We start from the raw sequence: 5,734 nt of genomic DNA, 5'->3' as shown, positions 1-5,734 counted from the left end.
CGACGCCGGTGGAACTACGTGTGGTTGACTCATCGATTTACCTTGATCGCCTAGAAAACCAGGCAGTTGTGGCTCAAGGTGCCTGGACGGACCGCCCGTGCGTCAGGTGACGGCGGGCCGCACCTCCGGCGTGTTCGCACGCCGGGAGCGGTCACGCAGCCAGATGCCCCACCAGAGCAGGCCCCGGGCGAGACAGACGATCGTCACGGCGAAGAAGAGCGTGTAGACGACGTTGAAGGCGATCAGCACGCCGTACACGCCGGCGACGCTCGCGCCGAACATGAACTGGGCCCGGCCCGAGGTGGGTGTCGTGCCCGGGTCGGTGATCATGTAGTTGGTGAACAGCACGAACGCGACACCGGTGATCGGTAGCAGGGCCGCCCAGAGCGCGACGTCCCAGATGAAGTGCCGCACGAGCGCCTGGATGACGAAGCCGCCGACCCAGCCCACGACCAGCGGGATCTTCTTGGTGAGCACCCCGTTGAGCACGGTGCCGGCCGTCAGGATGACCAGCGGCACGAGGATCCGGATCATGTCCGGCACGTCCTCGGTGAAGTGGTACGGCGGGGCGATGTTGACCCAGGAGAACGCCACCAGGGTCACCGTGATGCCGAAGTTCGACGGGTTCATGAAGTGCCGCATGCGGCCCCTGATCGGCGCCAGGAAGATCGCCTTCTGACCGATGGAGACGACCACCGCGAAGGCGATGGGCCAGAAGTTGTCGTTGGCGTAGAGCAGCATGTTCGCGGCGAGCGCGGTGATGTGGGTGGGCAGCAGGAACGTGTACATCCCCCAGGCGCCGTTGCCGAAGAAGGCGGGGCGGCGCTTGTTCGCCCGTGCGGTGACCAGCTCGACCACGATCTCGGTGGCGTAGCCGATGGCCAGGGCGAAGAAGGGCCAGGTCCAGGGCTGTTCGAAGCCGAGCACCGTGTAGCCGAGGATGTTGAAGATGCTCATGGAGAGGGCGAAGTTGCGCAGGGCCAGGTAGCGGGGGTCGCGCCGGTCGATGCGCGGGGGCGCCCCGGTCGTGGCCGCCACCGCCGCGTTGCGGTCGAAGGTGACGGTCGGCGCCGGGCCGACCGGGGCGTCGGCGACCGCGGTGCCTCCCACCCCCCGCACGTCACTGCCGGTACGGGCGCTGTCTCGGACGTCGGTCATTTCGGCATCTCCTGGGCTTTGTCCGTGAGCATGATCGTGTGCCAGCCCGCGGCGAGGTCGAGGGTCTGCTTGTGCACGGCACCGTTGAGGTCGCGCCAGGCGATCTCCGCCGAGACCGGCTTGGCGCCGGCGTCGCCGAGACCGAAGAAGACGTCGAAGCTGCGCTTGCCCGAGTGACCGCTGCCGCCGTCGAGCTGGGCGACGCGGGTACGACCGTCCGCGGTCTTCACCCGGACCTGGGCCCCGTACGCGGGCGTGCCGCGGCCGTCCTCACCGGGGCGGCACAGGCGCAGGCCGAGGAAGTTGCCGCTGCCCGGCTTGTCGTTGCGGTAGTAGGACGGGGCGCCCCACTGGCGGGCCACCGCGAAGTCCTGGCCCCCGTCGCCGTTGGTGTCGGCGACGGCCACTCCCCGGCTCGGGGTGCTGTCGGTCATGCCGAGCTCGGCGCTGATGTTCGCGTAGCGCCCGTTCTTCTCCCGTACCCAGAACGCGAACGGCTCGGAGCCGGCGATGTCGTCGCCCGGCTCGGCCTTGGGCCACATGGCCGGGTTGCGGAGCATGAGGTCGTTGCTCATGGCCAGTTCCTGCAACCAGGACCAACGGTTGATCTTGCCCTTGACGAACCCGGCGGTCTGGACCACCGACATCTCGCCGCTGTTGTCGAAGTCCGCGATCTTGGCGTCCCAGCCCCAGCCGACCCAGGCCATGTTGAGCTCGGCGGCCTTGTTGTCGAAGACGGCCTTGCCCTCGCTCAACCGCTTGCGGGCGTCGGCCAGGCTCGACGAGTTGTTGCGCCAGACGAAGTTGCTCTCCTCCAGGCCCCAGGAGGTGGTGATGTTGCTGACGAACATGTCGAACTTGCCGGTGCCGCCGAGGTCGCCGAACTCGATGGACATGCCCTTGAACGAGTCGTGGCCGACCACCATGGACTTCGGGGTGAGCGCGCCGCGGCGGCCCTCCGCCATCGCGAAGCGGATCTGTCCCGGCGTGGAGACGTTGTGGAAGAAGCGGTCCCGGCCGAAGTCGTTGGCGAGGTACAGCTCCGGCAGCAGGTCGCCGTCGATGTCGGCGGAACCGGCGCCGAGGGTCCAGCCCGTGGCGTACTGCGGCGGGATGGCGGACTGCTCGACGTACGTGGCGGTCGGCTTGTCGCCGCTGGTGGCGGCGGTCCAGCGCAGCACGTGCGCCCCGCCGGCGTTCTGCGCGCGGGACAGCGAGTGGTTCATCTCGACGTTCGGCTGGCCGGCCGGGTCGAGCACCTGGCTGTCGGGGAAGTAGTTGAAGACGCCGATGTCCGGCCGGCCGTCGCCGTCGAAGTCCGCGACGGCGACCGCGTTGGTGTTCCAGAACTTGCCCTGGTACTCGCCGCTGGAGGAGGCGGACGGCTTACCGACCAGCTCGGTGGGGTGGAAGGTCGCCTTGGTCAGCGGCCCTGTGGCGGAGGCGCGGTGCAGGAACAACACCGGCGTGCGGCCCCAGTAGTAGGCCAGCAGGTCGGTGCGGCCGTCGCCGTTGAAGTCGCCGGGCACGCAGCCCATCGGCGCCATCGACTTGTGGGTGGGCAGGGGCGCGGGGTCCAGCACGAAGGGCGCGTACCGGGCGGGCCCGTCGGGCGACGGCGTGACGATGATGCTGTCGCTGCGGGTGTCGACCAGGCAGAGGTCGTTGGCGATCATGTCGCCGTCGAGGTCGTTGGCCGCGACGGCGGCGCCGACCGACGACACCCAGGCGCGGATGTGCTCGTACTCGGGATTGACCGGTCGCACGGAGCGCTCGGGCAGGCCGGGCGGCAGCGCGATCGGCAGCTCGGTGAAGCCGAACCGCGACGCCAGCGTCTGACGCTCCTCGGCCGACGCGCTGGGCAGCCGGGCGACGGCGAAGAACGCGGCCACGAGGACCAGCACGAAGACAGCGGGAATGATTCGGCGGATGGCGCCGACGGGTTGGGATGGCAAGGGGTTCCCCTCCAGATTGGGCCACCACCCGTGCCGTGCAGCGGCTGATCTCGCCGTGCGGCCGGGTCTGGCGACGGGCAGTGTCATCGACCGAGAAATGGAGTGAATTGTCCCGGCGACAATTTTTTCGCTGTCATCCATCGGCAGTTCATTGCCGCAGGAACAGGGCATTCACTCACGTGGGGCGCTACGGCGTACGTGGCCGGCGCTGCCCATTCTCAGCCGATCGAGGCATGGCGTGCGGTCCCTTCACGATGCCTGGTGAACCGGCCGCGAAAGTCGCCGCCGGCCCACTTATGGTCGCGGGAGCACGGCTTGAGTTCTTCTCAAAAGTTGCTCAGTGGCCGAGGAGGGCACACACGTTACCGGCCGGTTGGATCCGGCATCTCACCCGTTCCAGGCCCGCACTCAACCGCATTCAGCGGGAATCGCAGGGCGGCATGGTGCTCGTGCGCCATGCGGCGCAGGGCGGACAGGGCGACCCCGAACAGGACGCTGCGCACGATCGCGGGACCCTTCCCGGTGCCGCCGTCGCCGGCGAGCAGGTCGAGTTCCGCGACGACGAGTTGCTCGGCGGCGCGGGCGTAGGAGAGGAAGAAGGGGGCGTCGGCCTCGCAGCCGAGGCTGCGCAGCCCGGCCAGCACCTGCGCCAGCACCTCGCCGCCGGAGGCACTGGTCTCGCGGGACCAGCCGAGCGTGTCGGCGAACTCGGCCACCTCCGTGCGTGCGCAGTCCACGGCGGCCCTGCCCAGCGTCTCCGATCCGTCGAGGTAGAGGGCGCGGTCCAGCACCTGGTACGCGTCGCGCAGGCTGACCTCGTCGTCGTCGATGGCCGCCAGGATCTCCCGGACCGAGGAGAGGTCGAGCCCGGCGATCCCGCTCAGGGTCCGGATCAGTCGGATCCGGCGCAGGTGCCGCTCGCTGTAGTCCGCCTGGTTGCGACCGGTGGGCAGGCCCGCCGGAAGCAGTCCCTCACGCAGATAGAACTTGATCGTCGGGACCGACACGCCACTCTGTCGACTGAGCTCCGAGATACGCACGCGTCCTCCGCCCTGGCGAACGTTTGGGCAATCTTGCCATAGAGATCGATCGCTAGCCATTGATCGATGCTCATCCACGGCGGATCGGACACGCCGGCGGCGAGGGCGCCGGGGAGCTTGATCGCCACGCATCGGAACGCGCCGCCGATGTCCGAAAAATTACGCTAAGGATTGATAGGAGGCGGCGCGGATACTGGCGAGTTCCACAATACGAAGAGCAATCTTAGCGATCTTCATCCGGAACGTACAGTGGCACGTGCCAATTCTGGGCAAGAATTGATAAGCCCCCCCTCGTCACTCCGCGCTACTCTCCGAACGCAGAACGTGTTGACCGGCCGTCCGGCCTCGGCTAGCATCGACTGCGGTTAGCGGGGAATAGTGGCGGTCGATGCTCCCAAATGACTCGGCCCAATTCGCCACATCCACACATTGGGATTGTCCGCAATCCGGGGGAGACAAATGCACGACAGCGCAGAGCAGGCAGTGGAACGAGCGATCGACACGATGCGCAGCAATTTATCGGAGCAGTTGACGGTGGACGACATGGCACGCGCAGCCATGTTCAGCAAGTTCCACTTCACGCGGATCTTCCAGCGGGTCACCGGCATCTCGCCCGGTCGCTTCCTGTCCGCGATCCGCCTGCAGGAGGCCAAGCGGCTGCTCACCACGACCAGGCTCAACGTCACGGACATCAGCCTCCGGGTGGGCTACAACAGCGTCGGCACGTTCAGCACCAGGTTCACCAAGAGCGTCGGCCTGCCACCCACCACGTACCGGCGGATGGGCGGTTTCACCCCGCGCATCCCCACCCAACGCCCGTCGGGCCAGACGCAGGGCACCATCACCGGGCGGGTCACCGCCCCCGCCCGCGGGCCGGTGCCCGGGCTCATCTTCATGGGGCTGTTCCAGCACCGCATCCCCGAGGGCCCGCCGGCACGCTGCGCCATCATGGAGTCGCCGGGCGTCTACCGCTTCGTGAACGTGCCCGACGGCACCTGGTACCTGCTGTGCCACTCCGTCTCCGGCGACGTGCTCCGGCTCCAGCAGGACAGCATGATGGTGTCCGCGGTGGGTCCGCTGGTCGTCCGCGGCCGGCAGACCCTGACCGCGGACGCACACCTCAAGGAGGTGTCCAAGATAGACCCACCGGTGCTCCTGGCCCTGCTCGACAGCCGGAAGGCAGCGAGCGAACGCCAGGCCCAGGGGGAGAACCGGGCCGAGGTGTACGCGGCCTGACCCGCCCCCGGCGGAGCACCGCGTACCCCTCGGGCGGCGCTCCCCACCGCCGCGTCACCCGCGGTCGGCCACGAGGCACCCCGGCCGCCGGCGCCCGCAACGGCGTCGGCGGCCGGGGTGCCGCCATGTCCGCCGACAGGCCGCCCCGTGCACGTCACCGTGTCACGCCCCGTTCGCGCCGCTCTCCCGCGTCACGCCCCCGATCACGCCGCTCCCCCGTGGCCCGCCCCCCGATCACGCCGCCCCCCGTGTCACGCCCCCGTTCGCGTCACGCCCCCGATCGCGCCGCCCCCCGCGTCACGCCGGCGCTCGCGTCACACCGGCGCGGAGCCGGCAGATAGGAAG

At 68.9% G+C, this 5,734-nt stretch carries 4 protein-coding genes; 1 reads left to right on the top strand and 3 read right to left on the bottom strand.

The genetic code is table 11. The annotated features are described in order from the left end of the window. Positions 1–102: 102 nt before the first annotated feature. The 3 genes from AB0B83_RS29760 to AB0B83_RS29750 form a co-directional block, all read right to left on the bottom strand. The gene (locus tag AB0B83_RS29760) at positions 103–1,158 is read right to left on the bottom strand and encodes an enediyne biosynthesis protein (RefSeq protein WP_357580954.1); all 1,056 of its coding nucleotides are present in this window, start codon (positions 1,156–1,158) and stop codon (positions 103–105) included. Then, complete coding sequence (locus tag AB0B83_RS29755) at positions 1,155–3,062, bottom strand: CRTAC1 family protein (RefSeq protein WP_357580955.1); 1,908 nt, start codon at positions 3,060–3,062, stop codon at positions 1,155–1,157. Before AB0B83_RS29755 ends, AB0B83_RS29760 begins: the two co-directional genes overlap by 4 nt. 413 nt (positions 3,063–3,475) lie before the next feature. Continuing rightward, positions 3,476–4,153 (bottom strand): MerR family transcriptional regulator, encoded by a 678-nt coding sequence (locus AB0B83_RS29750; RefSeq protein WP_357580953.1) that lies wholly within the window; start codon positions 4,151–4,153, stop codon positions 3,476–3,478. Between the two features lie 459 nt (positions 4,154–4,612). On the opposite strand from AB0B83_RS29750, the gene AB0B83_RS29745 reads away from it, so the two are divergent. Next, positions 4,613–5,389, top strand: coding sequence for an AraC family transcriptional regulator (locus tag AB0B83_RS29745; protein ID WP_357580952.1), 777 nt, complete (start codon positions 4,613–4,615; stop codon positions 5,387–5,389). The last annotated feature ends 345 nt before the right edge of the window (positions 5,390–5,734 follow it).

The sequence above is a fragment of the Micromonospora sp. NPDC049060 genome (assembly GCF_040649055.1).
Classification (GTDB): domain Bacteria; phylum Actinomycetota; class Actinomycetes; order Mycobacteriales; family Micromonosporaceae; genus Micromonospora; species Micromonospora reichwaldensis.
Note: the sequence above shows the minus strand (reverse complement) of the source record. Positions and strands in the feature narration are given on the sequence as shown.